Origin of the sequence: Erythrobacter dokdonensis DSW-74 (assembly GCF_001677335.1) — a bacterium.
Lineage (GTDB): Bacteria > Pseudomonadota > Alphaproteobacteria > Sphingomonadales > Sphingomonadaceae > Erythrobacter > Erythrobacter dokdonensis.
The window spans coordinates 257,125-282,379 of the sequence record NZ_LZYB01000006.1 but is presented as its reverse complement, the minus strand read 5'-3'; the positions used below and the strand labels follow the sequence as shown (position 1 = coordinate 282,379).

Genomic DNA, 25,255 nt, shown 5'->3' with positions numbered 1-25,255 from the left:
CCGTCAGTCCTTTGCCATCAGGTATTCGGCCAGCGCTTGATAGGCGGGTAGCGAGGTCGGATCGATCCGCCCGTTCTGCGCCGTGGGGAAGGAGGCGAAGCGCACCAGCACCATCTCGGCGGTCGGATCGACATAGATCGTCTGTCCGTGAACCCCCCGCGCGGCATAGGCGCCGTGCTTGTTATGGAACACCCACCACTGGCTGGTGTAGCTTCCGCCCGGAATGGTCGGGAAGCCGGAGAACTTGGCCGGATCGCCGCCCTTGGCGATCCGTTCCGAGACTGCGGCGGGGAACAGCCGTTCGCCGTTGATCTCGCCCTTGTTCAGCATCAAGAGGCCGAGCCGGCCCAAATCGCGCAGGCCAGCCGAAATGCCCCCGCCGGCAAAGGGCACGCCCTTGCCATCGACCGTCTGGTAGGCGTCCTGTTCCGCGCCCATGCGCTGCCACAGACGCTCCGAGGCGAGTTCGGTGACCGACTTGCCGGTAACGCGAGAGATGATCCAGCCGAGCATGTCGGAGTTGATCGTCTTGTAATGGAAGGCATCGCCATGCCTGCCCTCGGGCGCGACCTGCTGGAGATATTCCCAGTAACCGTCAGGGCCGGTATAATCCTCAGGCTTGGGCAGCGGGCTTGCCGCCTTGGAATAGAGCCAGATATCGGCATTGGGATCGGAATAGTTTTCCGAATATTTGACCCCGGTGGTCATGTCCATCACCTGGCGGATGGTGGCGCTGGCGAAGGCGCTGTTGCCGATTTCCGGGATGATGTCGCGCACGCGCCTGGTCTCGTCGAGCTTGCCTTCGGCAACGAGGATCTGGGCGAGCAGACCGGTGACCGACTTGGTCATCGACATGGCTGCATGCTTTCCGCCTTCGTCCAGGCAACCGAAATAGCGTTCGTAGACGACCTTGCCCTTGTGCAGCACGAGGATGCCGTCGGTATAATTGGCGTAAAGCGATTGCTCCCAGGTCATCGGCGCGGAGCCGCCAATCGGCGTGAAGGTCAACGCGTCGATGGTGGCGCGTTCATCGGCAAAGGCGCTGGGCGAGAGGTAGGGCAGCGGCACGGGCGCGCCGGTGCCGCGGCTGATTTCCTCGGTAGGCAGGAATTCGCGCAGGTGGCACACCGACCAGCGCAGGCGCGGAAAGCTGAAATAGACCGAATCCGGCTGCGTGATGATCTTGTCGGCGGGCGGCGGGAAGCCCTGCATCCAGCCCATCACGCGCGGATCGGATTCCTGTGCCGACAGCGGAGCCTGCTGTGCCACACCGGCAGTGGGTAGCAGCGCGGCGGTCAATGCCAGCGTCGAAGCAAAGGCGAGCCTAGAAATTGAAGACAACATTGACGAATCCTCCGGTCCATGCGGGCACCCCGCCCGGTACGGTGTTCTCGATCCCCTCGCCCGGCTCGGAGATGCTCAGGCCGGCAGTGAGGAACAGGTTGCGGGTGATGATCCTGCTGTATTCGAGAAACAGGTCATCCGAGACGTGGGCATCGGTGACCCCGACCACAAGGTTGGCAAGATCGCCCCCGGTGCCGATGTCGATGCGCTCGGCCTGCCCGAATTGCAGCGGGCTGCGCAGCTCGTTCGCGCGGATGTGGTTGTAGCGCAGCGTCAGCGTGTCCTTGGGCGAGGGCTGCCCCCGCAAAGCCAAGCCGTGCGAGCGGACGTTGGAGTTGATGAACACCATCGACGACTTGGAACCGGTCGACCAGGCGCTGGGCGAACCCTCGTAGAACAGCGGATCGAAGCGTTCGAGCTCGGGCGTGTCGGGATCGTCGCCCGAGAAAGTCTGGTAACTGTAGGTGATCGAGGGGCGCCATTTGGCCTCGGCGAAAGTATAGCCGACCTGCACCCGTCCCGCCCAGGCTGTCATGTCGAGCCGATCATTCCACTGGTATGCCCCGTCGATCGCGAAGCGCCAGTTTTCCAGCACACCGTCCAGCTTGCCGGTAGCGGCATAAAAATTGACCGTGTTGGTGCCGTCGCGCCCGCCCGGCAGGAAGGTCGGTGCACCGACGCCACCGGGGGCGGCCTGGATATAGGGCGTGCCGCTCTGCGTGACCGCGATGAAGCTGCCGCCGACAAACCCGCCGCCGGCAAAGTCGTGGCGCAGATCCGCCCCGAAAAGCCGGTTCTCGTTGTCGATCACCGGGCGTTCGTTGGGGTTGAGAAAGAAGCCGGTGAGGGCAGTGCCGCCCTTGGTGACCCTTCCAATTACCGACATGTCCCACGCCTTGCGCGGTCCGAACTTGAGCGCGCCAAGCTCGAACCCGCTCGATCCGCCGCTCGCAATCAGCATCCCCGTGCCGAGCTTCAACTCGCGCGCACCGGCCGAAATGTCGAAGGTGAGATCGTCGGCGGCTGCGATGGTCAGGCCGACATAGGCTTCCTCGAGCGTGACAGCGCCCTGGTTGCGAAAATCGAACCCGTCGGTTCCTTCGGTATAGGAGGCAACGCCCGAAACCTTGCCATAGGCCTTGGCCGGGCCTTCGCCATTGGTAGTGAAACTGACCCCGGGCTTGAAATAGAACTCGAGCCACTGGGTATCGGGATCGAAGCCCTCCTGCGGCGCGAAGGCATCCGACAGGTTCCAGAAAAGGTTGGTCTCCGCCACGGCGTTGACCCCGCCCTGGAGATGGGTGCGCACCGTAAGATTGTCGTTATCGACGATCACCATCGGGTCGCCGTCCTGAGCCGCGGCGGCGCCGGCAGAAAGCAAACTCGCGCCGGTGATCGCAGCTGCGCTGGATCGCATGAAGATCGACCGGACATGTGCCGAGGGCCGTATCAATTCAGCCATTCTCATCTCGTCACCTCCCCTGGATCCGCGGAAAGGATCGGCGGTGTTCGAAAGGCAGACAAGTAGGGCATTGCCCATTTTGGGTTTGGGCGTAGAATCGTCAGTCGCAGGGAGGCAGGAAATGGGAATTCCGGATGAACATTTCGGCAAGGTCTGGCCGGTGCATGTCGATGGCCTGATTGCCTTGCTCACCCGCCTGCGCGTTGCCTTCGACGGGGATCTGGATGCTGCACTGATCATGGCGGTGATAGGCTCGGCGGCCTTGCCACGCGGGCGGTTACCGGATGACCTGTCATTCGAGGCGTTTCAGAAAATGGAAAGGCGCGACGCGTTCTACACGCCGCTCAACAGCCTTTCGATCGCACAAATCACCGGCATTCCGCGTGAAACAGCAAGACGCAAGCTTGCCGCGATGGCGAAACGAGGCTGGATCATGAAAGACGAGGCAGGCTTCTGGCACATCCATCCCGACGGCGCGCAGGAACTTGAGCCCATGACGCGCTATTCGATCGAATACCTCAACCGCCTTGCCAGTGCCCTTGGCTGACGCAAGGGTGCGAACACCACGACCCCAATCTGCCCTGCAATGCTTGCCCGGAGCGAAGGCTTTGCCGCGCGGCGAAATCCATCAAGGCACGTCAAACCTCCCATAGGCCGGTGTGCCGCCGGTGAGCTGATCAACCGCGAAGTCGATCGAAACCTGAAGCGCGGCTGCGGTCTGTGCCTGATTGGACGTGTCGAAACCGTGCCCCGCACCGAGCAGCGTGTAGAAACCGTAAGGAACGCCAACCTCATCGGCCCTTGCGGCAAGGTCAACGGATTCGCGATAGGGAACGACCTGGTCGTTTTCTCCGTGCAGGATGAGGAACGGTGCCTCGCCGGTTTCCAGATCCCCATCACGCAGCAGGACACCCCACCAGGCATTGACGAACCGTGGCTCGGGCCGCTCGATATTGAACTGGTTGAGCGCATAGGCGATCTGCAGGGTCACGAAGGTGCCGGCGGAAGACCCCCAGTAACCCAGCCGGTCCATGTCGAGGCAGTAGGTTGCGGCATTGTCCTCCATCCAGTTCAGCGCGGTAACGCCGTCTTCGAAGGATGCCATGATCGCCTCGTAAAGGTCGGAGCCGGGGGTAATGATCCCATCATCGATATAGGCCTGTCCGACCGCGGCGAACACGGGCGACAGTACCGGGTTGTCGCCCGCGAGACGGTAGTTGATCGATACGAAGTTGAAGCCCTCGGCCGTAATTCGCGGGGCCAGTGCCGACACGATGCTGTCGAGCTTGTCGCCCAGAATGAACCCGCCGCCGTGCACGTAGAAGATCGTCGGGCGCGGCGCGGTGCAGGTCGCTTCGGGCTGGTAGATGTCGAGCAGCAGATCGATGCTGCCGGTCGATGTCGCGCCTTCGCCATACTTGATGTCCGAAAGCAGCCTGGCGCCGCTCGGGCTCCCGGTTGGTGTTGGGGCCGGAGTGGGAGTGGGAGTGGGAGTAGGTGTGGGTGTAGGCGTGGGAGATGGCGCCGGTGCCGTCGAAACCGGCGGGGCGGTCTCGTCTCCCCCACAGGCTGACAGGGCAAGGGCGGCAATCATGCAAGGCAGGCTCCGTCTGCGAAGGATAGGGGTCATGCAGCTTCTCCAAGTTGTCTGGTGCGAGTTGTCACGTAAGAGCGGGCGCCTGCCGGCAGGCGGCATCGGGCGGCGCCCCGCGGGCGAGGTCCGAGGGGCGACCGAACAGAGCCCGCCACGCGCTGCGAGCCGATCGCACCTGCCCGAGATCGCGCCACAGGTTCGCCCATTCGTGGAAGGCGATCACAAAGGGATTGTTGCTGGTGACCGGCGTGGTCAGGCCATAGCGCACCGGCTCGTCGTCCCGCTCCTCGACGAAGGTGCCGAACAGGCGGTCGAAGACGATCAGAACGCCGCCGAAATTGGTGTCCAGATAGGCAGGGTTCGAGCCGTGATGCACCCGGTGGTGCGAGGGCGTGTTGAACACCCATTCGAGCACACCGAGTTTGCCCACTGCCTCGGTATGCAGGAAATACTGGTAGCGCAGGTTCACCGCGATCAGCGTCGCGATGACCACAGGGTGAAATCCCATCAGCGCCATCGGCAAGAGCACCACCCAGCCGCCCGAGATCGTGCCGGTCCAGCCGAGCCGGAAGGCGGCCGGCAAGGTGAATTCATTGGGTGAATGGTGCACCGCGTGGGACGTCCACAACCAGCGGATCGTGTGGCTGAAGCGGTGCTGCCAGTAATAGAAGAACTCCAGCACGAAGAAACCGGCCACCCAGGTGCGCCAGTCGCCCATCGCCCACTCGACGGGTGCGAAAGCAAACACCGCAAACATCGCGCCGGTCACGAGGCCTCCGGTGATGAACCTCGAAACGAATTGGCCCATCATCACGCCGAGATTGGCGCCAAGCGCACCGAGGCTGTAGCCTCGCCCCGATCGCCTGCGCCAAGCGAATTCGGCGAGCGCGAAGAGCGCAACGACAAGAAGGAAGGTCACAGGGGCCTGGTCGGTCAGCATGGGGGTTTCCAGTTGACGCAGAAACGGGGAGCCGACCGGGCTCACCTTGGCGAGGTGAGCGCGGCGAGCTCGTTCCGGCTGAGAATATTGTCGCCATTGGTGTCGCCAGCAACGAAGGCAGGGGCCTTTCCATTGACAAGTTCGCTGCGCGACACGCGCCTGTCGCCATTGCTGTCGAGCGATGCGAGCGTGCCGAAAGCCTGGTCGAAGCGTTCACCGAACATGCGCGGACGGTCCCTGCTGTCGACATGGCCATCACCGTTGCGATCCATGCGTTCGAACATGTCGCTGCGGACCCGGTCAAACTCGGCCCGGGAAATCTCGCCGTCGCCATTGGCATCGGCCCGTTCGAGCAGTTGACGCATCTGATCGCGCGATTGCGCACTTGCAGGGACGGCGAAGATCAGCGCGGGGCCGATCAGAACGCCGGCAGCCAAGGCGGGGAGGCGTTTGAGGGAACGGGTCATCGGGAATCTCCATCATCGCGTTGGAGGAAGAATGACCGCGCCGCCTTGCCCCCGTTTGCCCGCTGCGACACGATTTGTGACGAATTGTTGCCAGCCCAGGCGAGCCCGCCACAAATCGTTGCAAAACGGCGCTGGAGCGAAACCCGACGCCCGCCTATCCTGTCATCATGCACGAAGGCCCGACCATCCTCGTCGTCGATGACGATCGCGAACTTCTCGCCCTTGTTGTCGGGGTTCTGGAACGCAGCGGAATGCGCGCCATCATTGCACAATCCGTGGCCGAGGCCGAAACGCCGATTGCCGAGGGACGGGCGGATCTCGTGGTGCTCGACCTGATGATGCCGGGAGAGGATGGGCTCAGCTTCTGCCGCCGTTTGAGGGCGACCTCCAATCTCCCGGTGATCATGCTGACCGCCATGGCCGAGGACATCGACCGGATTATCGGGCTGGAAATCGGCGCGGACGATTACCTCGGCAAGCCCTTCAACCCGCGCGAACTTGTGGCCCGCATAAGGGCGGTCTTGCGCCGCCGTGAAACGGATGCGCTGCCCGCCGCTGCATCAAGGCTGCGCGCGCTGCGGTTCGCCGGCTTTGTCCTTATGCCGGACCAATTGTCGCTGATCGATGCGCATGGCAGCGAGGTCGCCCTTACCTCGGGAGAGTTCGCACTGCTGCTCGCGCTGGTCGAGCGCGCGCCCCGGGTGTTATCGCGTGACATGCTGCTCGATCTGTCGCGTGGGGTGAACAGCAACCCCTTCGACCGGAGCATCGATTCCCAGATCAGCCGCATCCGCCGCAAGATCGAACCCGATCCCAGACAACCGCAATTGATCAAGACCGTGCGCAATCTCGGCTATGCCTTCTCGGCGCCGGTTACGCGCGAAGGCTGCTAGGCGGCACATGGGCGGGGTGCTCAACTCGATCCTGGCGCGTGTGCTCGCGCTGACTTTCGGCCTTCTGGTTTTGACGCTCGCCGGAATGATTGCGATCATGCAGACGCCGCTGTCGGGCCGCATCTTCGACCGTGCTCTGGCTGAAAGCGCCAACGGCATCACCGAGCTGGTCTGGCTCATCGAAACCTCGCCGCCCGAGGTCGAAGGAGCGATCCTGTCGACCTATGCCAGCCGGTCGCGGGTTGCCTGGATAGCCGACGGGTTCGGCAGCGGACTTGCCCCCTATCGCGCAAGGCAGGCACTACTGACCGCGACCGAAAATGCTGTCGCCGACAGATTGCGCGAGCGGGACATCCGCTTCGAGGAAGTCGGCGCGCTCGAGCTTGCACGCAGGCGGGGGTCCCAGCCCGATCTGTTCTATAATGCGTCGAGCACGCTACACGTCGCAATCGGGCTTCAGGACGGCAGGGTGCTCAACATCTGGCTAGCGCCTTCGATCATCTACAGCGGGCCCCCTTACGCTCCCTATTTCCTCTTCGCCCTGGTGCTGGTGGTGGCCGTGCTGCTCGGCTTTGCCCTGCGCCAGGTCATCATGCGGCCGATCCGCGCGCTGGAACATGATGCCGAACGTGTCGGGCTGGCGGAGACCGCCGTGCCCGTCTCGGAGACCGGCCCGCGCGAATTGCGCCGCCTCGCCCGGGCGCTCAACCGGATGCGGCTGCGGCTCGACGGTCTCATCCGGGAGCGCGAGCAGATCATGGTTGCCATCGCCCACGATATCCGGACCGGGATCACCAAACTGCGCCTCAGGACCCACGGTAGCGACAATGTCACAGTCGCCGAGATCGAGCCCGATCTTGTCCAGATGGAGCGCCTGCTGTCGGACATGATGGCCTATGCCCGCGCCGAAAACCCTCTCGCGGAGCACGAATTGATCGAGCTCCGCTCTTTCGCTGTGACGCTCGCAGAGGCCTCGCCGCAGAACGTCGCTATTTCTCAGGACAACCCTTCGGACCCCTTCACGATCGCCGGAAACCGGCTTGCGCTGGCCCGCATGATGGAGAACCTGCTCGAAAACGCGCGGGCCTATGGCGGGGGTTGGGTCGGTCTGTGCATCTCGCGCGACGCCGTGGGGCTGGCGATTGCGGTGGAGGATAATGGCCCCGGCCTTCTCGAGAACCAGCTCGAGAGAGTGTTCGAGCCGTTCTTTCGCGGTGAGGGTTCACGCAACAAGGAGACCGGCGGTACCGGCCTCGGCCTCGGCATAGCCCGTGCCATCGCGCATACCCACGGAGCCCGGATCCGGCTTTCCAACCGCGCACAGGGCGGGCTGCGCGCTGCGGTGGTGTTTCCGGCGGCGATGGCCCTTTAAGAACCCGCAGTCCCGAAGCACGGGCCGGTCGGCTATCCGCGCACCCAGCGCGCCTCAATTGAGATCGAAGACATAGCCCATAGAGCGCACGGTGCGTAAGGGATTGCCCCCGCCCGCCACCTTGATCGCGCGGCGCAGGCGGCCGATCCAGACATCGACGGTGCGCTCGTCGATCGGAGGTTCGCGCTTGCCCAGGCCACCGATCAGGTCTTCGCGGGTAAGCACGCGGTTGGGGTTCTCGGCAAAATATCGCAGCAGGCGAAACTCGTTGGGCCGGAGCGGTATCGGCTCGCCGTTCCAGCGCGCCTGGAGCGCCGCCATGTCGATGGTCAGCGCGCCGGCCTCGAACCGGCGGGTGGCGTGGCGCTCGACCCCGCGCGATTGCAGTGCCAGCACCCGGTCGAGCACGGCAGTACGGGTCAGCGGGCCGACGACATAATCATCCGCCCCTGCCCTGAGCGCGCGGCGGCGGTCTTCGGGGTCGTCCTCCTCCAGCACCATGGTCACATGGGCATCGGCCGTGCGGGGATCGGCGCGCAGGCGGCGACACATCTCCAGCCCCGCCAGATCATCCATCACCCAGTCGACAAAGGCCCACATCGGCCCTTCCACCAGACGCCGCGGACCGTCGGGCCCGAGCTTGTCAAAGGTGAAGCGGCGCTGGTCATGAACGAAATCCTCAAGGCTTTCGCCCAGCTCGCCGGTCAGGAAGATATTGATGACGTCCACGACTGCCCCGCATGGTTGCAGCGCAGCACTGGCCCAGCCTTGTGACGCGTTTGTGACTGGATTTCAGTTGTATGTAACAATGTCACGCATTTGTGCGATAAAGGTGCCCGCAGCAGCTCGACGCGACCGCTAAAGCACGCTCACCTTGTCCATCGCAGGTATCGGCATACCCATGCCGGTCGGCCATTTGGGACGATAGGGCGCTTCGAGCGCGGAGACTTCGTCTGCGGACAATGCAATATCGAGTGCGCGCACGGCATCCTTGATATGGTGCGGCTTGGTCGCGCCGATAATCGGGGCAACGACCTGCGACCTAGTGAAGTGCCAGGCCAGGCCGAGGCTTGCCATCGCTTCACCGCGGGCATTGGCCAATTGCTCGAGCGTCGCGATGATCGCGCGGTCGGCTGTATCTTCGTCCTTGTAGAGCGCCCTGCCGACTCCATCGGTCTCGCTGCGCACCGTGGCCTGGCCCCAGGGCCGCGCCAGCCGTCCCCGCGCGAGCGGGCTCCACGGGATTACCCCCACCCCTTCCGCGCCGCACAGGGGCAGCATCTCGCGCTCCTCCTCGCGGTAGAGCAGATTGAGCTGGTTCTGCATGGAGATGAACCGCGTCCAGCCGTTGGCGCGGGCCACTTCCTGCGCGCGGGCGAACTGCCAAGCATACATCGAGGACGCGCCGATATGGCGCGCTTTGCCAGCCTTCACGATGTCGTGGAGCGCCTCCATCGTCTCCTCGATCGGGGTATGATCGTCCCAGCGGTGGATCTGGAACAGATCGACATGATCCATGCCGAGCCGGGCAAGGCTGTCGTCGATCGCCTGGAACAGCGCCTTCCTCGACAAGCCGCCGCAATTGGGGGCATTGCGCCACACGCCGAAGGCCTTGGTAGCGACCACGATCTCGTCGCGCCGCGCCATTTGCCTTAGCAGCTTGCCGGTGATTTCCTCCGAAGTGCCGCCCGAATAGATATTGGCGGTGTCGAAGAAATTGATCCCCGCCTCCAGCGCCTGAGCGAAAAAGGGCCGCGCCGCATCCTCGTCCAGCAACCAGTCGCCGTGCCATCCCTTGGAGGTATCGCCATAGGACATACAGCCGAGGCACAGCCGCGAAACGGTGAGGCCCGAACGGCCGAGACGGGTGAATTGCATGGGCCGGCTTCCCTTTACTTCGCTTGACAAACTTGACAGGGCGTCAAGCAAATCCAGCATCGACAACAATATGAAAAAACGCGATATTCTTGAAAAAACTCTGCTTGACGGACAGGGGCAGAGGGCCTTTGCCAGCGATACCCGCTTGCCCGATCTGCAATCTGGCCGATCAGACCCGCGTAGGAAAGCCCGCCCTCAGGACAGGGTCAACCCGCCATCCACCACCAGCGTCTGGCCGGTGACGTAGGCGCTCAAGGGCGAGGCGAGGAACAACGCGGCCCCGGCCATGTCCTCAGGGCTCCCCATGCGGCGCAGGGGGATCTTTTTCAGACTCGCTTCAAGACGTTCGGGATGCTCGGTGGTGACGGCGGTCAGCTTGGTCGGCACCAGCCCCGGCGCGATGCCGTTCACCCGGATGCCGTCGCGCGCCCAGGCCTCGCCCAGCGTCTTGGTAAGGCTCGCCGCACCCGCCTTGGACGCCGCATAGGCAGGCGTGCCGATGGTCGATTTGAAGGCCGCAACGCTGGAGACGATGATGATCTTGCCCTTGGCTTCGGCCAGCTTCGGGTGGAAGGCGCGGGCGGCGTCCATCACCGAATTGAGGTTGATGTCGACCACCTGATCCCAGCCCTCGCGGGTGAACTCGGCCCGGCCATAGCGCACGGTGCCCTGACACAGCACCAGCACATCAAGCGCCTCGAAATCTGCCGCCAGCCGGTCAGCCGCCTCGCGGTCGGTCAGGTCGAGCTGGCGGTAATCGAGGCCGGTGAAATCGGCATCCTCGGCTTCGAGATAATCGCCATAATCGGGCCTTGTGCCGGTGACGGTCACTTGAGCGCCGCGCTGGCGAAAGCCATGGGCGATGCCGTTGCCAATCCCGCTCGACCCGCCGATGACGAGCACGCGCTGGCCGGTGAAATCGAGCGGTTCGGTCATGTCAGGCCCCTCCCAAGGCGGCTTAGATCGAGCGCGAGATCACTTCCTTCATGATCTCGTTCGTGCCGCCAAAGATGCGGGTCACGCGCGCGTCGCGCCACAGCCGCGCGATGGCGTATTCGTTCATGTAGCCCGCCCCGCCGTGGAGTTGCAGCGCGGTGTCGCAGCATTCCCACTGGAGGTCGGTGTGCCACAGCTTGGCCGCGCTCGCCTCGTCGGTGGTGAGTTCGCCCGCGAGGTGCTTCCTGATCGCCCAGTCGAGATGCGCCCAGCCAACCTGCAGCTTGGCCTTCAAATCGGCGAGGGTGAACTTGGTGTTCTGGAATTCGAACACGGTCTTGCCAAAGGCCTTGCGGTCCTTGGTGAAGTTCACCGCCTCGTCAAACGCCCGCTGCGCCGCCGCCTGCGCGCCGACCGCAATGCCGAGGCGTTCCTGCGGCAGCTCCTCCATCAGGTGCACGAAGCCCATGCCCTCGCCGCCGAGGATATTGGTCATCGGCACGCGGCAATCATTGAAGAACAGTTCCGAGGTGTCGGCGGCGTGCTGGCCGATCTTGTCGAGATTGCGCCCGCGCTCGAAACCGGGGGTGTCGGCGTCCACCAGAACGAGGCTGATGCCCTTTGCGCCCTTCTCCGGATCGGTCTTGGCGACCACGATCACGCAATCGGCGTTCTGGCCGTTGGTGATGTAGGTTTTCGAGCCGTTGATGACGAGGTGATTGCCGTCCTTCTTCGCGGTGGTGCGGATGCCCTGAAGATCGGAGCCTGCGCCCGGTTCGGTCATGGCGATAGCGGTGATGATGTCGCCGCTGACCATGCCGGGCAGATACTTGGCGCGCTGTTCGGGGGTGCCGAGGCGCTCGAAATAATTCGCCGTGATGTCGTTCTGGAGCGTGAAACCGGCCGAGGAGCCGAGATAGGAGAGTTCCTCGGTCAGCACGCAGTTGAAGCCGAAATCGAGGCCGAGGCCGCCGTTTTCCTCCTTCACCGTCATGCACAGCATCCCGGCATCGCCCATCTTTTTCCAGACGTCGCGGGGCACGATGCCGTTGGCTTCGTGCTCGTCCATGTGCGGGGTCAGGTGTTCGGCAAAGACCTTGCGGACGGTGTCGCGGAAGGCTTCGTGGTCTTCATTATAGGCGGTGCGATAGGAGGTCGCGAGCATGGGGGTTCTCTCCGGGCAAAAGGGTTTCGTTTTGCCACGATAGAAGCCCGCCGCCGAGCGGGGGTCAAGCGCGAAAGTGGGGGTGCAGAGCACCCGCCCGTCGATCCCCTCCCCGACGGGAAGGGAAAGCGCTCAACCGACGAACGCCCGCTCGATCACGAACTGCCCCGGCTTGTTGTTCGCGCCTTCCTCGAATCCGCGCTGCTCCAGATCGGCGGCGTGGTCCTTGATCATCGCCATCGATCCGCACAGCATCACGCGGTCTTCTTCCGGCACGAAGTGCTTGGGGCCCTTGGACTGTTCGAACAGCCGCCCGTCGTCGATCAGCTGCTGGATGCGGCCGGTAGTGCGAAAATCCTCGCGGGTCACGGTCGGCACGTAGATCATACGCGCACGGTCTTCATCCTCGAGCAGCGGGTCGCCTTCGAGCTTCGATTCGAGCAGTTCGCGATAGGCCAGCTCCGCCACATGGCGCACCGAGTGGACGACGATCACTTCCTCGAACATCCCGTAGACCTCGGGATCGCGCACGAGGCTCATGAAGGGGGCAAGGCCGGTGCCGGTCGAGAGCATGAACAGCCGCTTGCCCGGCAGCAGCGCGTCGGTGACGAGGGTGCCGGTCGGCTTCTTGCCGAGATAGATCGGATCGCCCGGCTGGATATGTTGCAGGCGCGAGGTCAGCGGGCCGTCCTGCACCTTGATCGACAGGAATTCGAGCTCTTCCGCGTAAGACGGCGAGGCGACCGAATAGGCGCGCAGCAGCGGCTTGCCGTTGTCACCCGGCAGGCCGATCATCACGAACTCGCCCGAACGGAAGCGGAAGGACGCCGGGCGCGTCATCTTGAGGCTGAACAGCCCTTCGCACCAGTGGTGCACGTCGGTGATGGTCTCGATGCTGAGCGCCGCGCTTTCGGTGAACTGGTCGCGGTCGATGATGGGCTGGTTCAAAACGGGCCTCGGAATACTGGATCAGCGCCGCCCGGACGGGCAGCCGGTATGGGGGCGCACATGGCCGACATCCGCGCCCCCTTCAAGACAGTTTAGTGATAAGGGCTGAAAGCGCGCCTTGACCTGACGCAAATCAGTTCCACCCCGCACGGTCGAAAATCCTGACCGCTTCAGCCTGCCCCTTGCCGATTTCCGCCGCGTTGAGCGTGTCCGCCCTGAACCGGCCAAGCTGCTCGACCGCCGAATTGGCCTTGAGCCCGTCTGCCGCGGGATATTCGTTGTTGCCGTCTGCAAAATAGCGCTGGGCGCTTTCGGAGGTGAGATATTCGAGGAACTTCAAGGCATTGTCGCGATTGGGCGCGGTCTTGACCAACCCTGCCCCGCTGACATTGATGTGGGTGCCGGTGCCGTCCTGATCGGGGAAGATCACGCCCACGGCATCGAAGATCGCCTTGTCCTTGGCATCACCCCCCGCATAGCGCGCAAGATAATAGGTATTGACCACGGAGATGCGGCACTCGCCCGCGGCCACGGCCTCGATCTGCGAGGTGTCATTGCCCTGCGGCGGACGCTTGAAATTGGCAACGACACCCCTCGCCCATTTTTCCGCCTCGGCCGCGCCCTTGTGGGCGATGATGCTGGAGAGGAGCGAGATGTTGTAGATGTTTGACGATGAGCGCACGCAGATGTCGCCCTTGAACCTCGGATCGGCGAGGTCGGCATAGTCCTCAAGACCTTCCGGCTTTCCGTCGGCCTTGTTGTAAATGATGATGCGCGCACGGGTCGACAGGCCGAACCACAGCCCGTCCGGGTGACGCAGGTATGCCGGGATGCGTTCCTTGAGAAGCTCCGAATCGACCGGAGCGAACACGCCTGCCTCTTCGGCGCGCCACAGCCGCCCGGCGTCGACGGTAATCAGGATATCAGCCGGGCTGAATTCGCCTTCGGACTGGATCCGCTCGATCAGCGCGTCGGCATCGGCCTCGATACGGTTGACCTTGATCCCCGTCTGCTGCGTAAAGTCTTCATAAAGCGCCAGATCGGTATCGTAGTGGCGCGAGGAATAGAGGTTGACTTCGCCGGTAATCGGCACGGCGTCATCCTGGCCTTCAGGGGTTTCGGAGCAAGCGGCAAGGCCGGCAAGGCCCGCGCAAGCGACGAGGCCGAGAAGCAGTTTGTTCATCAGAGAGGGGTTCCCGTTACAAGTTGCAAATGACTTGCAATATTATGTCTGGGTCCGCAAGCCCTAGTTGCGCACAAAGGCTCTCAGGCTGCCCGGTCGCGGGACGATACGATAACGCCCGTCAGCGCGGACCGGGTCTTCGGTTTCGGCGGTGATTTCGCTGCCGTCAGCCGCGACCAGAACCACCCGCACGCCTTTGCCCTGCACATGGCAATCGCGCACGCGCAGGCCGTCGGGGTCCTGCGCCAGATCGAGCGCATCGGCATGCACCAGCAGGTCGAAAGCCGCCGCCTCGGGCACGGCAGCAAGCGCGCAATCGACCGGCCACAGACCGAAACTGGTCGCAAACCCGCCATCGCCGCGCGTCCCCGGAACGATCTGCGCACCGCCGAACATCGCCCCGACCGCCGCGGTGGCAGGCGCATCGTGCAATTCCTGCGGACTGGCGAACTGGACGATCCGTCCGGCCTCCATCACCGCAATCCTGTCCGCAATATCAAGCGCTTCTGCCGGATCGTGGGTCACCAGCACGGTGGTCGCACCTTGCTCGCGCAGAATGATGCGGCAATCGCGCCGCAGCTTTCGCCTGAGCACGATGTCGACGCTGGCGAAGGGTTCGTCCATCAGCAGCACCCGCGGTCCCGGCGCCATCGCCCGGGCGAGCGCGGCACGCTGCTGCTGCCCGCCAGACAATTGGTGAGGGTAGCGCTCGCCGAGCCCTGCCAGCCCGACCTGCACCAGCCAGCCTTCAACCTCGCCCCGTCGCGCCTTGGGCAGGCCGAAGGCGATATTGCCGGCGATGGTCATGTGGGGAAACAGCGCGCCGTCCTGGAATACGAGGCCCACGGGCCGCGCCTCTGGCGGAGGGCTGCGCCCCTCGTCGGCCAGCACCTCGCCATCCAGGATTATGCTTCCGTGTTGCAGGCGCAGCATCCCTGCGGCAAGGGCGAGCAGAGTTGACTTACCGCAACCCGAAGCGCCAAGCAGGCAGGTAATCTCCCCCGCAGGCGCGGCAAAGCTGACATCCTCCAGCGCCCGCACCGGGCCATAAGCATGGGCAATATGACGAAATTCGAGGCTCAACGCGTTGTCCCGCCCATGATCCGTGGGAGTGTCAGGTGAGCCGCCTTAGGCAATTTGCAGGCCCGCAGGCAAGCGCACCGGCATCAACGGGGGCAGGCTGGCGCCTTGCCGCGCTTGCCATTGCCGCGCTGGCGGGACTGCCGATCGCCGCCATTCTTGTCGCGGCAACCAGCGGCGGGATCGAGGCACTGGCTCACCTCGCGCGCACCGTGCTGGGCGAATATGTCCTGAACACCGGCCTCTTGATGCTGCTGGCGGGGAGCCTCGCGGCCGTTGTCGGCACCAGCTGTGCGTGGCTGGTCGCAGCCACCGATTTTCCGGGCCGCCGGCTGCTCGGCTGGGCGCTGGTGCTGCCGCTCGCGGTGCCGGCCTATATCGCGGCCTATATCTATGCCGACATGCTCGATTTCGCCGGGCCGGTGCAGAGCGGTTTGCGCGCACTCACGGGGTGGGGACCGGGCGATTATGCCTTTCCCGAAATCCGATCGCTCGGAGGAGGTGCGCTGGTGCTGGGGCTGGTGCTCTATCCTTACGTCTACCTGCTCGCGCGCACCGCCTTCGCCACCCAGAGCCTCACGCAATTCCGCGCCGCACGGAGCCTTGGCGCTTCGCCGTCGCGCGCCTTCTGGCGGATCGTCCTGCCTGCCGCGCGGCCGGCCATCGCAGGTGGCCTTGCGCTGGTGCTGATGGAGGTGCTCGCCGATTTCGGCGTCGCCGAATATTTCGCCATTCCCACATTTTCGACCGGCATTTTCCGCAGCTGGCTGGCGATGGGCGACAAGGCAGCGGCGCTCAAGCTGGCGGCGGTAATGCTGGCCTTCGTCATCGCGCTGGTGGCGCTCGAAGCTGCGACGCGCTCAGGGCGCAGCGACAGCCATGACGGTCTGGCGCTGCGCGAGGGGGAGACGCTGGTCACGCTTTCGTCGACCGGCAAGGCGCTGGCCCTGTGCGCCTGCCTTGCCCCGGTGCTGCTCGGCTTCGTGATTCCGGCGGGCTATCTGGGCATGATGGCGCTCACCGACGCGGCACAGGGCGCAGCAGGCGATCTGGCGAGCTATGCTCTCGACAGCATGTGGCTGGGGCTGGCGGCAAGCGGCGTTTGCCTTGTCGCAGCGCTGCTCCTGGCCTTTGCCCGCGCGCGCTCGGCCTCGCGGGTGACGGCGGGCGCGATCCGGCTCGGCACCCTGGGCTATGCCCTGCCCGGCGCGCTTCTGGCGGTGGGCCTGCTGGCCCCGCTCGGCAGCCTCGACCAGAGCCTGACGCGGCTGGCCCGCGACAATCTGGGATGGGGCGGCGGACTGCTGCTGACCGGCACCAGTGCAATCCTTGTCTATGCGCTGTCGGTGCGGTTTCTGACGGTGGCCTACAACTCCGTCAGCGGCGGCCTTGCGCGCATCCCGCCCGCGCTCGATTCGGCGGCCCGATCGCTCGGTGCGGGGCCGGCGCGGGTGCTGGCGCGGATCTATGCTCCGCTGCTCGCGCCCAGCCTTGCAGGCGCGGCTGCGCTGGTCTTCATCGACACCCTGCGCGAACTGCCCGCAACGCTCATCCTGCGACCCTTCAACCTCGAAACCCTCGCCACCCGAACCTACCGCCTCGCCAGCGACGAACGGCTGGTCGAAGCCTCGATCCCCGCCCTGATTCTGCTTGCGGCGGGGCTGCTGCCGGTGCTGCTCCTGAACCGTCTCGGCAAGCGCTGAGCCTGCCGGACGATACTGTAAAGTCAGATTGACGCGAGGGTGTCCAACTTCCTCTTGTCCCGCCTGATGCGGGCGTTACAAGGTCGCCCACTATGGCACGATTTCCTTTTTCCGCGATCGTCGGTCAGGACGAGATGAAGCAGGCGCTGCTGATTGCAGCGGTCGATCCCAGTGTCGGCGGGGTGATGGTGTTCGGCGACCGTGGCACGGGCAAGTCCACCGCCGCCCGCGCGCTCGCCAGCCTCATGCCGCCGCTCATGGCAGCCGATGGTTGCCCCTATGGCGCATCGAAAGAAGATCAGGCGCGCTATCCGGATGTCTGCGGTCAGGGCAAGCTGGTCAAGCGCCCGGTGCCCTTCGTCGACATGCCGTTGGGCGCGACCGAGGACAGGGTGATCGGCAGTCTCGACCTCGAACGCGCGCTGCGCAGCGGCGAAAAGGCGTTCGAACCCGGCCTGCTGGCCAAGGCGCATCGCGGCTTTCTCTACATCGACGAGATCAACCTGCTCGAAGATCACCTTGTCGACCTGCTGCTCGATGTTGCGGCCTCGGGCGAGAATGTGGTCGAGCGCGAGGGCCTCTCGGTGCGCCACCCGGCCAAGTTCGTGCTGATCGGCAGCGGCAACCCGGAAGAGGGCGAATTGCGCCCGCAGCTGCTCGACCGCTTCGGGCTGTCGGTGGAAGTGCGTACCCCCAAGGATATCGAGGTCCGCATCGAGATCATGCGGCTGGTCGCCGCCAACGAGGCCGATCCCAAGGGCTTTGCCGAGCGCTGGGCGGGCGAGGACGAGAAGATCCTCAAGAAGATCGCCCGCGGCAAGGCGAAACTGCCCAAGCTGGAACCCGGGCCCGAAGTGCTGCGCGATGCCGCCGAGCTGTGCCTTGCCGTGGGCGCGGACGGCCTGCGCGGCGAGCTCACCCTGATGCGCGCCGCCCGCGCGCTAGCGGCGCTGGAAGGCGCCAAGGCCGTGACCCGCAAGCATTTGATCGCGATCGCGCCTTCGGCGCTGCGCCACCGGCTGCGGCGCGACGTGCTTGACGAGACGGGTTCCACGGTGCGCATCACCCGCGCGATCGAAGAGCTGTTCGGATGAATTCAGCCGACGCTGCCGACCCGCTCGACGAGGCGGTGCGCGCGGCCCGCCTGTTCGCTCTTGCCCCGAAACTGTTCGGCGGGATGGTGCTGCGCGGCTCCAGCCCCGCGCGCGATGCGCTGGTTGCCGCTCTCGGCGAGGCGGTGACGCTGCGCCGCATGCCCGGCCATATCGACGATGAACGCCTGCTGGGGGGGATCGATCTCGCCGCCAGTCTCGCGGCGGGCAAGCCGATCCGGCAGAAGGGGTTGATCGAGGAGGCCGCCGAGGGCGTGCTGATCGCCGCCATGGCCGAGCGGATGGACGGCGCCATTGCGGGGCGGCTGGCGCAGGCGCGTGACGAAAGCCAGTCCGCGCTGGTGCTGCTCGACGATGCGCGCGAGGCCGACGAGGCCCCGCCGGTCAGCCTGACCGAGCGGCTCGCTTTCCCCTGCGATCTTTCCGCCTCGCGCCGCTGGGAGGAGGTGGAACTCGCGCCCGCGCACGGGAGCCTCGCCGCGGTCGCGCCGCTCGACGACAAGGCCCTGAAGGCCATCGCCGCCACCGCCGAGATGCTGGGGGTGGATTCGATCAGGGCGATGATCTTCGCCGGTGAAGCCGCGCGCGGACTTGCGGCGCTCGACGGGCGGGACGCTGTGACCGAAGCCGATCTTGCCGGAGCGGTGCGGCTGGTGCTCGCCCCGCGCGCGACCCGCCTGCCGCCCGAGGAAGCCGACGACACCGAGGAACCCGCGCCCGACGACCAGCAGGAACCCCCGCCCCCGCCGCCAGAAGGATCGGGCGACAATGCCGAGGAGCGCGACGACGAGCAGCAGGACCAGCAGCAACAGGAACCCGATCTGTCCGAACTGCTGGTCGATGCGGCCAAGGCGGCGATCCCGGCGGATCTCCTCGCCCAGCTCGCGCAAGGCAAGGCCCCGCGCCGTTCGGGTGCCAGCGGCACCGGGCAGAAGCGCAAGGCGGCGACCCGCGGCAAGCCGCTGGGCGCGCGGCCGGGCATGCCGCGCGGAGGGGCCAAGCTGGCGCTGATCGATTCCCTGCGCGCTGCCGTGCCATGGCAACAGGTGCGCCGGCGCGAGGTCGATGCCGGTGACGATTCGCCGATCCTGATGCGCCGCGAAGACCTGCGCATCCGCCGCTTCGAGGAACGCGCCGCAAGGGTCACGATCTTTGCGGTCGATGCCAGCGGCTCGGCCGCCGCGGCGCGCCTGTCCGAGGCCAAGGGCGCGGTCGAACTGATGCTGGCGCAGGCCTATGTCACCCGCTCCGAAGTCGCGCTGGTAGCGTTTCGCGGCAGCACAGCCGAACTGCTGCTGCCCCCCACCCGCTCGCTCACCCGCGCGCGCCGCAGCCTCACCGAACTGCCCGGCGGGGGCGGCACGCCGCTCGCCATGGGCCTCAACGCCGCGCGCGAATGTGCCGAGGCGGTGATCGCGCGCGGGCGCAGCGCGGCGCTGGTGATCCTGACCGATGGGCGCGCCAATATCGCCGCCGACGGCGCGCCCGGCCGCGCCCAGGCGCGCGAGGATGCCGAGGCGGCTGCTAGGGCGATCTACGCCTGCGGGATCGATGCGCTGGTGGTCGACATCTCGGCCCGCCCCGGCCCCGAAGGCGCGGCGCTCGCCAATGCGATGGGCGGACGGTTCCTCGCCCTGCCGCGCGCCGATGCGAAGATGCTGCAGGCGGCGATCAACGCCGCCCAGCCCGCGCGCGCCGCATGAGCCGCCTCGACTGGGAGCGCGAAGGGCTGATCTGGCCGCACCGCGAGGCGAGCGACTTCGTCACCCTCGGCAAGGCGCGCTGGCATGTGCAGCGGATGGGCTCCGGTCCGCCCTTGCTGCTGCTCCACGGCACCGGCGCCTCTGTCCATTCGTGGCGCGACCTGATGCCGCTGCTGGCGCGCGATTACACCGTGATCGCCCCCGATCTGCCGCGCCACGCCTTCACCACCGGTCACGACGCCTACGCGATGAGCCTGCCCGCGATGGCAGGCGAGGTCGCCGGTTTGCTGAAGACGCTGGAACTGGAACCCGCAGCGATCATCGGCCATTCGGCAGGCTCGGCCATCGCGCTGCAACTGGCGCTGGCGCACGGGTTTGGCGGGCCGATTGTCGGCCTGTCCGCCGCGCTGCGCCCGTTCCCGGGGCCGCTGGCGCAGATCTATCCCGCGATCGCCAAGGCGATGTTCGTCAACCCGCTGGTGCCGCGCCTGTTCTCCGGCACGATCGACTGGGCCGGCGGCGCGCGGCGCTTCCTGTGGCGCTCGACGGCCTCGCGGATCGATCCGGCTGGCTTCGAATGCTACCGCACCCTGTTCAAGAATGCCGAGCATGCGGGCGGAGGCCTGGCCATGATGGCCAACTGGGACTTGCCGAGCCTTCGTGCGCGGATGGACGAGGTGGCAAACCCCGTGCTGCTGGTCCACGGAGCCAAGGATCCCGCGATCCCCCTAGGCTGGGCAAAGGACGCAGCGGGCTGGCTGCCCGACGCGCGGCTTGAAGTGCTGCCCGGTCTGGGTCATCTTGCCCACGAGGAAGCCCCCGAAAAGGCCGCCGCGCTGATCGCGGATTTCCTTGTGGCCAAGCGATAGGAGAGGCGCCATGGCAAGCGGCAATTTCGGCTGGATCGAGATCGTGTTCTTCTATGGCATCGCGATCGGCTTTGGCGTGTGGCAATGGCTCAAGATGGACCGCATGCTGAAGAAAACCCGCGCCGAGAAGGCGGCGAAGGAAGCAGCGGAGAAAGACGGCAATCCGCCGACCGGCTAGGCGCAGCCGCCGGGCCCGCCCCCGGCGACTTCTCCGTTATGACCTTCAGCCTCGCTCGTGCGCTGCACAACGGCATCGGGCATCACACTGATGGCCCCGTCCCGCCGGTAGATGTCCGGCAAGATCGCAACGCCGCCCTCGCTCTCGCCATCGCTCACGGCAGTGAAGTAGGCGACATAGATCGGTACCGGACGGGCCAGCGGGATGGTCGTCGTCTTGCCCGAGGCGACAATTGCATCGACTTCGCTGCGGGTCTTTACGCCTTCGAGCAGCGTCGCCGCATAGCCAATCGCATCGCCGGTACGGATACAGCCGTGGCTGAAGGCGCGCACCTCCTCGTCGAACAATTGCTTCGATGGCGTGTCGTGCATGTAGACCGAGAACGGATTGGGCATCGCCAGCTTCATCTGGCCCAGCGCATTGCCCGGCCCCGGCCGCTGGCGATAGCGGCCGCCCGACCAGACATAGCCCCTCTGCCGCGCCAGCGCGGGATTGCGGCGCACCAGCGCGCCCACGCTTTCACGCACGATGCTGGCCGGAATCTCCCACCATGGGTTCAGGGTGACGCCTTCGATACGCGTGCCGAATACCGGCGTCGGCGTGGATGGCTTGCCGACGATCACGCGCCATGTGCCGGCCTGCTCTCCCGCCCGCCACAGGCCTGCCTCGAAGCGGGCGGCATTGACGAGCACATACTCCTCGCCGAGCGAGCGGGGCATCCAGCGCCAGCGCTCCATGTTGCGTGCGATGGCCAGCCGCCGCGACGGATCGCTCTCGCCCGCATAGGCCTGACGCAGCGCGCCATATTCGTGGTGAGCCGGACGCTGAAGCGCAAAGAAGGTGTCGAGCGTGTCGCTCGCCAGCGCCTGATCGAGCATGGGTACGAGTGCCGCCGCATCATCGGTGTCCACAATTCTCCATCCGGTGCGCTCGGAAGGAGAGGCCCGGCCCATCAGGTGCATGCGGGCAAGGCGCAGGGCCAGCCCTGTCGCCTGCGCGTCGATGCGCTGCGGCTCGCCCGATGCAATCGCCGCATCGAGCGCTGCGACCGAAAGCCGGGGCAATGCATCATCGGGCGCTGCCTCGATCCAGCGCACGAGGCTTGCCAGCTGTGCGGGACTCCATGCCGCTGCCTGCGGGCCGGATGCCTGTGCGGCCGCCGGCGCTGCCAGCAGCAAAGCAAGGATCGCCGCAATCAGGCCACGTCTCATCGACAATATCTCCCGTCCCGCTTGTATCCCTACACCAAGGCACGATGTGGAGGCAAAACACGAACCCTTCGGACCGCACATGACCCTCCATCGCCGCCAGGTACTGGGCGCCGCGCTGATCGCCGGCGCGGGCCTGATCGCCCCGACCACGCTTGCCAGCCCGGTGCTGCGCAACTCGCCTTCGCCCCCGCCACTGCCCGCCCGACCCGCACGGCCGGACATGCCGCCCGCGCTGCAAAGCGCGCTGGCCGCGCTTGACCGTAATAGTTCGAGAATCGTCCACCGCGACCGCATCGCCTTGGCGGACTATTCGCAGCACTCGAAGGAAATGCGCTTCATGCTGGTCGATGTCGCGGGGGGCCGGATCGAGAAGTCATACCTCGTCTCGCACGGCCGCGGTTCGGATCCGGCCAATAGCGGCTTTGCCCGACAATTTTCCAACCGCCCCGGCTCGAACGCGTCCTCGCGCGGCAGCTTCCTGACGGGGGAAACCTATGTCGGAAAGCATGGGCGCTCGCGCCGTCTGCACGGTCTCGACGCGGAAAACGACAAGGCTTTCGCCCGCGCGATCGTGATCCACGGCGCGGACTATGTCGATGGCGAGATGGCACGCCGGCATGGCCGGATCGGGCGCAGTCTCGGCTGCTTTGCCTTCGAGCGCGGCGAAATCGCGGACGTGCTGGAACGGCTCGGTCCGGGGCGACTGCTGTTCGCGGCTGCCTAGCCATCGCAACCGCGCCGGGCCCCAGGCAGAGGACCTGCGGCCTGGCCGCTTGGACTCACCGGGTCTTTCTGGGCATCCGGTAGGGCAGCATGAACTGGACAATGCCCGAGGAAAAGCGCCGCATGTCGAGGCTTTCCTGCACCGTCACCACCTCTTCGCCGGCAAAGCGCGAGGCCAGTTCGGAGCGGGCGTAGAAGGGCGTATCCTCCCAGGTCCGGCGCACCTGCGCCACGCCGATGTCGGAACGGGTGCGCCGGTCAATGCGCCACTTGCTGCGCGGCAGCTGGGCGATCGGCGGCAGGTCGACCGGCTCGGGCACGCCGTGCCGGTCGAACCTGAGCGCGCTGGCGAACAGCGATCCGTCGCCGCGCTCACCCTCGTAGCACACCAGCGCACCTTCCTTCAGATGGGCGCGCGACCAGTGCCAGGTGTTGAAGCCCGTCTCCAGCGGCTCGGCCCCGCGGTTGTGATCGAGATAGCCTTTGCCGCTCCACGAAACGCCGGGCGATTCCATCTCCACCTCGATCCGCGCGCGCGGGGCAAGGCAGTGCCAGATGTGGCTTTCCTTGCCGTCGAGCGCGAAGGCAACGCGGTTCAGGGCTTCGGGAAACACGCGCACCCTGCCTCTGACAGGGCGCTGCCAGGGCACGAACAGGCGGGTGTCGCCTTCATGGATCTCGATGGTGAGCGCGCCGTTTTCCCAGCGCACAGCGCTCGGCCCGATCACGAGATTGTTCGGGTCGCGGGTCAGCGCACCGGCGCTGCGCTCGGTCATCGCCCAGCGCGCCTGCGGGCCGTAAAGCGCCACGTTGAGCGAGACGTGGTTCAGCGGATCGCCGCGTCCGCTCTTCTTGTAGTAGGGCGAGAATACGGAGCCCAGAAAGGCAATGATCGTCAGCCCATGTTGCCCGTCGTCGCTGATGGCGTCGACATACCACCAGGAATAGCCGCCTGCCGGAACGTCTTCATCGAAGCGAGGTCCTTCGCGATCACCCTTGCTGCCAGCTGCCCGGACAAGGCTGCCATGGGCACCCCAGCCGCCGGATGGGTCGCCCCGCCCGCGCAATAGAGCCCGGGTAGCCGGGTCCTCGGGCCCTGCCGCTGGAAAGAAGCCGCCCAGCCGTGCGACGCTCTGCCATAAAGCGCGCCGCCCGTGGCCGGGAACAGTCCCTCCCAGTCCTCGGGCGTCATGAGCTGGTGTTCCAGCGGATCCTCCAGCGTGAGGCCGCAGCGCTTCAGCGTGGCCGTCATGGCGTGGGTGCATCGCTCTCTCTCCTCGGGTGAATAGTGGCGCAGATCGCCATTGGCGGGCGCGTTGACGATGATCTGGAGCCGCTCGCGACCACTTGGCGGCGGCGCCTTGTCGCCCGCGCCGCGGTCGATGGCGCAGACATAGACGGTCGGCTCCGAAGGGGGACGACCCTCGCCGATCTCGCGGAACTCGCGCGGGTAATCGGTCGAGAAGAACACGTTGTGGTGCGACAGGTCGAAACCCTGTGTGCGCGAGTGGACATACCACACCAGCGCCGAGAGCGAGCGCTTGGCCGGGGGGATCGAGGGCACCGCGCGCCGCACACCCTCGCCGAAACGCCCGGTGGCCAGCGCTGAAGGATCACCGTTGCAGATCACGATATCGGCGGGGATCACCTCGCCGCTCGCCAGCCGCACCCCGCTTGCGCGGCCCCCGGCGGTGAGCACCTCGGCCACGCCCGCATTGGTGCGCACCCGCGCGCCCTGCCGCTCGGCAATCGTGGCGAGCGCCCTGGCAAGCGCATGGATGCCGCCCTCGATCAGCCACACACCGCGCGCCTCCAGATGGGCGATCAGCATCAGCGTGGCGGGCGCGGCGAAGGGGGAAGAGCCGCAATAGGTGGCATAGCGGCCGAACAATTGCTGCAGGCGCGGATCCCTGAAGTGCTCGCCCAGCGCGTCCCACATCCGGTCGAACGGACGCATGGCGAGCATGTCTGCGATCTTCCACGGACCGATCTTCCACATCATCGGCAAGGGCGTGGAGGCCTTGTCACCGCGCAGGAAGGGGTCTTCGAGCACCTCGAAGATACGCTGTGCCTCGCGCATGAAGGCGCGCAGTCCGCGCGCAGCCTCGGCCCCGGCAAAGGCGCCGACCGCATCGGCGCTGCGTTCGGGATCGTCGTAAAGGTCGAGGCTCCCGCGCGCGTCCCAGGCATGGCGGGCGATAACCTCGGCACGGGCGACCTTCACATGGTCGTCAAGCCGCGCTCCGCAGGCGGCGAAGACCTCGTCGAACACTTCGCGATAGGTAAAGACCGTGGGGCCGCCGTCCACTTCGGCACCGTCGACCAGAACACGGCGCGCCTTGCCGCCGACCCAGGCCTCTTTCTCCAGCACGGTCACATCGCAGCCGCGGGCAGCGAGCAGCGCGGCGCTCGTCAACCCGCCGATACCGGCTCCGATCACGGCGACTCGCGCGCTCACCCGTCCTCCCGTATGGTCCACGTGACAATATCATTG

General features: G+C 65.8%; 24 protein-coding genes. 9 read left to right on the top strand and 15 right to left on the bottom strand.

The genetic code is table 11. The features are described 5' to 3' along the window. Positions 1-3 precede the first annotated feature (3 nt). Both I603_RS11970 and I603_RS11965 read right to left on the bottom strand, forming a co-directional pair. Positions 4-1,344, bottom strand: a complete 1,341-nt coding sequence (locus I603_RS11970) for a serine hydrolase domain-containing protein (protein ID WP_068865352.1) — start codon at positions 1,342-1,344, stop codon at positions 4-6. After that, a complete protein-coding gene (locus tag I603_RS11965) occupies positions 1,325-2,761 on the bottom strand; it encodes an alginate export family protein (RefSeq protein WP_068865515.1) in 1,437 nt (478 codons plus the stop codon). The genes I603_RS11970 and I603_RS11965 overlap by 20 nt, the downstream gene beginning before the upstream one ends. Between I603_RS11965 and I603_RS11960 the strand changes: the two genes are divergently transcribed. After that, positions 2,760-3,353, top strand: coding sequence for a hypothetical protein (locus I603_RS11960; RefSeq protein ID WP_143736714.1), 594 nt, complete (start codon positions 2,760-2,762; stop codon positions 3,351-3,353). The two genes, I603_RS11965 and I603_RS11960, sit on opposite strands and share 2 nt — an antisense overlap. Before the next feature lie 81 nt (positions 3,354-3,434). Here I603_RS11960 and I603_RS11955 read toward each other — a convergent pair whose 3' ends face one another. The 3 genes from I603_RS11955 to I603_RS11945 all read right to left on the bottom strand — a co-directional run bounded on the left by I603_RS11955 (position 3,435) and on the right by I603_RS11945 (position 5,807). Further along, positions 3,435-4,400, bottom strand: a complete 966-nt coding sequence (locus I603_RS11955; protein ID WP_068865349.1) for an alpha/beta hydrolase — start codon at positions 4,398-4,400, stop codon at positions 3,435-3,437. A gap of 67 nt (positions 4,401-4,467) precedes the next feature. Next, the gene (locus I603_RS11950; RefSeq protein WP_068865347.1) at positions 4,468-5,340 is read right to left on the bottom strand and encodes a sterol desaturase family protein; all 873 of its coding nucleotides are present in this window, start codon (positions 5,338-5,340) and stop codon (positions 4,468-4,470) included. Between the two features lie 41 nt (positions 5,341-5,381). Further along, positions 5,382-5,807 (bottom strand): CREC-EF hand family protein, encoded by a 426-nt coding sequence (locus tag I603_RS11945; protein WP_068865344.1) that lies wholly within the window; start codon positions 5,805-5,807, stop codon positions 5,382-5,384. Between the two features lie 167 nt (positions 5,808-5,974). Between I603_RS11945 and I603_RS11940 the strand changes: the two genes are divergently transcribed. Both I603_RS11940 and I603_RS11935 read left to right on the top strand, forming a co-directional pair. Then, on the top strand, positions 5,975-6,700 hold the full coding sequence (locus I603_RS11940) for a response regulator (protein ID WP_068865342.1): 726 nt from the start codon (positions 5,975-5,977) through the stop codon (positions 6,698-6,700). Positions 6,701-6,707: 7 nt separating this feature from the next. Next, entirely contained in the window at positions 6,708-8,072 is a 1,365-nt protein-coding gene (locus I603_RS11935) for an ATP-binding protein (protein WP_068865341.1), read from the top strand. Positions 8,073-8,126: 54 nt separating this feature from the next. Here the strand turns inward: I603_RS11935 and I603_RS11930 are convergent, their stop codons facing one another. The 7 genes from I603_RS11930 to I603_RS11900 all read right to left on the bottom strand — a co-directional run bounded on the left by I603_RS11930 (position 8,127) and on the right by I603_RS11900 (position 15,265). Beyond that, positions 8,127-8,801: a response regulator transcription factor gene (locus I603_RS11930; protein WP_068865339.1), complete on the bottom strand. Its 675-nt coding sequence runs from the start codon at positions 8,799-8,801 to the stop codon at positions 8,127-8,129. A 129-nt stretch (positions 8,802-8,930) separates the two neighbouring features. Further along, positions 8,931-9,950, bottom strand: a complete 1,020-nt coding sequence (locus tag I603_RS11925) for an aldo/keto reductase (protein WP_068865513.1) — start codon at positions 9,948-9,950, stop codon at positions 8,931-8,933. Between the two features lie 195 nt (positions 9,951-10,145). Continuing rightward, complete coding sequence (locus I603_RS11920) at positions 10,146-10,886, bottom strand: SDR family NAD(P)-dependent oxidoreductase (RefSeq protein WP_068865337.1); 741 nt, start codon at positions 10,884-10,886, stop codon at positions 10,146-10,148. 22 nt (positions 10,887-10,908) lie between these two features. Continuing rightward, on the bottom strand, positions 10,909-12,051 hold the full coding sequence (locus I603_RS11915) for an acyl-CoA dehydrogenase family protein (RefSeq protein WP_068865335.1): 1,143 nt from the start codon (positions 12,049-12,051) through the stop codon (positions 10,909-10,911). A gap of 132 nt (positions 12,052-12,183) precedes the next feature. Continuing rightward, entirely contained in the window at positions 12,184-12,999 is an 816-nt protein-coding gene (locus I603_RS11910; protein WP_068865333.1) for a ferredoxin--NADP reductase, read from the bottom strand. Between the two features lie 133 nt (positions 13,000-13,132). After that, positions 13,133-14,182 (bottom strand): Fe(3+) ABC transporter substrate-binding protein, encoded by a 1,050-nt coding sequence (locus tag I603_RS11905; RefSeq protein WP_068865331.1) that lies wholly within the window; start codon positions 14,180-14,182, stop codon positions 13,133-13,135. Positions 14,183-14,245: 63 nt separating this feature from the next. Then, positions 14,246-15,265 (bottom strand): ABC transporter ATP-binding protein, encoded by a 1,020-nt coding sequence (locus I603_RS11900; RefSeq protein ID WP_068865329.1) that lies wholly within the window; start codon positions 15,263-15,265, stop codon positions 14,246-14,248. A 35-nt stretch (positions 15,266-15,300) separates the two neighbouring features. Here I603_RS11900 and I603_RS11895 point away from each other — a divergent pair, with 35 nt between their 5' ends. The 5 genes from I603_RS11895 to I603_RS14590 all read left to right on the top strand — a co-directional run bounded on the left by I603_RS11895 (position 15,301) and on the right by I603_RS14590 (position 20,827). Then, positions 15,301-16,965, top strand: coding sequence for an ABC transporter permease (locus I603_RS11895; RefSeq protein WP_084440079.1), 1,665 nt, complete (start codon positions 15,301-15,303; stop codon positions 16,963-16,965). Between the two features lie 92 nt (positions 16,966-17,057). After that, positions 17,058-18,059, top strand: a complete 1,002-nt coding sequence (bchI, locus tag I603_RS11890) for a magnesium chelatase ATPase subunit I (protein ID WP_068865327.1) — start codon at positions 17,058-17,060, stop codon at positions 18,057-18,059. Further along, on the top strand, positions 18,056-19,780 hold the full coding sequence (locus I603_RS11885) for a magnesium chelatase subunit D (protein ID WP_068865326.1): 1,725 nt from the start codon (positions 18,056-18,058) through the stop codon (positions 19,778-19,780). Before bchI ends, I603_RS11885 begins: the two co-directional genes overlap by 4 nt. After that, positions 19,777-20,649, top strand: a complete 873-nt coding sequence (gene bchO, locus I603_RS11880; RefSeq protein WP_068865324.1) for an alpha/beta fold hydrolase BchO — start codon at positions 19,777-19,779, stop codon at positions 20,647-20,649. Before I603_RS11885 ends, bchO begins: the two co-directional genes overlap by 4 nt. A gap of 10 nt (positions 20,650-20,659) precedes the next feature. Continuing rightward, positions 20,660-20,827: a hypothetical protein gene (locus I603_RS14590; protein ID WP_157090870.1), complete on the top strand. Its 168-nt coding sequence runs from the start codon at positions 20,660-20,662 to the stop codon at positions 20,825-20,827. Here the strand turns inward: I603_RS14590 and I603_RS11875 are convergent. After that, positions 20,824-22,038, bottom strand: a complete 1,215-nt coding sequence (locus I603_RS11875) for a L,D-transpeptidase family protein (protein WP_068865322.1) — start codon at positions 22,036-22,038, stop codon at positions 20,824-20,826. The two genes, I603_RS14590 and I603_RS11875, sit on opposite strands and share 4 nt — an antisense overlap. 79 nt (positions 22,039-22,117) lie before the next feature. On the opposite strand from I603_RS11875, the gene I603_RS11870 reads away from it, so the two are divergent. Beyond that, a complete protein-coding gene (locus tag I603_RS11870) occupies positions 22,118-22,762 on the top strand; it encodes a murein L,D-transpeptidase catalytic domain family protein (RefSeq protein WP_068865320.1) in 645 nt (214 codons plus the stop codon). Between the two features lie 55 nt (positions 22,763-22,817). Here I603_RS11870 and I603_RS11865 read toward each other — a convergent pair whose 3' ends face one another. Together I603_RS11865 and crtD are read right to left on the bottom strand one after the other, a co-directional pair. Beyond that, positions 22,818-23,537: a hydroxyneurosporene dehydrogenase gene (locus tag I603_RS11865; RefSeq protein ID WP_169711373.1), complete on the bottom strand. Its 720-nt coding sequence runs from the start codon at positions 23,535-23,537 to the stop codon at positions 22,818-22,820. A gap of 119 nt (positions 23,538-23,656) precedes the next feature. After that, a complete protein-coding gene (gene crtD, locus I603_RS11860; RefSeq protein WP_232305372.1) occupies positions 23,657-25,240 on the bottom strand; it encodes a 1-hydroxycarotenoid 3,4-desaturase CrtD in 1,584 nt (527 codons plus the stop codon). Positions 25,241-25,255: the final 15 nt, after the last annotated feature.